At 63.1% G+C, this 1,668-nt stretch carries 2 protein-coding genes and 1 pseudogene; 2 read left to right on the forward strand and 1 reads right to left on the reverse strand.

The genetic code is table 11. The annotated features are described in order from the left end of the window. The coding region (rph, locus tag OQK_RS00500; protein WP_016770638.1) for a ribonuclease PH at nt 1–406 on the reverse strand (406 nt) is incomplete at its 3' end. A 268-nt stretch (nt 407–674) separates the two neighbouring features. Here rph and OQK_RS00505 point away from each other — a divergent pair. Next, nucleotides 675–1,538 carry a YicC/YloC family endoribonuclease gene (locus OQK_RS00505; RefSeq protein ID WP_016770639.1) on the forward strand — a complete coding sequence of 288 codons (864 nt, stop codon included), beginning with the start codon at nt 675–677 and terminating at the stop codon, nt 1,536–1,538. Nucleotides 1,539–1,549: 11 nt separating this feature from the next. Next, nucleotides 1,550–1,668: pseudogene (locus OQK_RS00510) on the forward strand (guanylate kinase); the annotation flags it as partial.

The following is a 1,668-nucleotide window of genomic DNA, read 5'->3' on the forward strand; positions in this document are numbered from 1 at the left end:
CCATGGCGCCGGTGATGGACGCGGTGCGAGTACCGCCATCGGCCTGGATCACGTCGCAATCGACGTACAGGGTCACGTCGCCGAGCTTGGACATGTCCAGCGCTGCGCGCAGGGAACGGCCGATCAGGCGCTGGATTTCGAGAGTACGACCGCCCTGCTTGCCACGGCTGGCTTCACGCTGGTTACGCTCGCCGGTGGCGCGCGGCAGCATGCCGTACTCGGCAGTCAACCAGCCCTGGCCCTGACCTTTGAGGAAACGCGGCACGCCATTTTCGACGCTGACGGTGCAGATGACTTTGGTATCACCGAATTCGACCAGTACGGATCCCTCGGCGTGTTTGGTGTAGTTGCGGGTGATGCGGATCGAGCGGAGCTGATCGGCAGCGCGACCACTTGGACGTTTCATAGGGATACCTGTACTGAGGACGGAAAACTGCCGAGCATTATAGAGTGCTGCACCGCGAGTGGGCACTGGTTAAAACCGCCGGCCGACGACCGAAGCCCCTCAAGCGCGCATAACCGACGGGCTGCAGCGCTTTGTCACACCGTGTGTTTGGGCGCATTCGCCGCACTGCGCTACAATCCTGCGCCTTTGCTGCCAGTCGGCTTAAATTCATTGAAATCGCGCCTGCGAAACAGCGTTTCGCGCCGATCTGCATTGCGAGGTCACCGCCATGGTGCACAGCATGACCGCCTTCGCCCGCGTCGAGAAAGCCGGCGTTCAGGGCACCCTGAGCTGGGAACTGCGCTCGGTCAACAGCCGCTATCTGGAACCGCACCTGCGCTTGCCCGAATCGTTTCGCGACCTCGAGGGCGCCGTACGTGAAGCGCTGCGTCAGGGCCTGTCGCGGGGCAAACTGGAATGCACGCTGCGCTTCACCGAAGAAAGCACCGGCAAACCGCTGCAAGTGGACCGCGAGCGCGCCGCGCAACTGGTGGCCGCTGCGGAAACCGTGGCCGGGCTGATCAAGAATCCCGCCGCGCTGAATCCGCTGGAAGTGCTGGCCTGGCCCGGCGTGCTGGTGGCCGATGCGACCGACCCGCAAGCGCTGAACGCCGAAGCGCTGGCGCTGTTCAATCAGGGATTGAAGGATCTGAAGGCTGGCCGCGAGCGCGAAGGCGCGGAGCTGGCTCGCTTGATCAACGACCGCCTGACGTCCATCGAAGAAGACGTCGTGACCCTGCGAGAACTGGTGCCGCAGATGCTCGCCACCCAGCGCCAGAAGGTCCTCGACCGCTTCGCCGACATGAAGGCCGAGCTCGACCCGCAGCGCCTGGAACAGGAAATGGTCATCCTCGCGCAAAAAAGCGACGTGGCCGAAGAACTGGATCGCCTGAGCACTCACATCATCGAAGTTCGCCGGGTGCTCAAGTCCGGTGGTGCCGCCGGGCGGCGTCTGGACTTCCTGATGCAGGAGCTCAACCGCGAGGCCAACACACTGGGCTCCAAAGCCTTCGACCCGCGCAGCACCCAGGCCGCCGTCAACCTCAAGGTGTTGATCGAGCAGATGCGCGAACAAGTGCAGAATATTGAGTAAGGCTACCTGACATGACCCAACACACCGGCACCCTGTACATCATTTCCGCGCCATCGGGCGCGGGCAAGAGCAGTCTGGTCAAGGCGTTGACCGACGCCGATCCGGAGATTCGCGTTTCCGTTTCGCACAC

The sequence above is a fragment of the Pseudomonas sp. R62 genome (assembly GCF_000257605.1).
Lineage (GTDB): Bacteria > Pseudomonadota > Gammaproteobacteria > Pseudomonadales > Pseudomonadaceae > Aquipseudomonas > Aquipseudomonas atacamensis.

Bases quoted from the DNA above. Each gene is read 5' to 3' on its own strand.
- OQK_RS00505 (WP_016770639.1), top strand. From the start codon at position 675: ATGGTGCACAGCATGACCGCCTTCGCCCGCGTCGAGAAAGCCGGCGTT.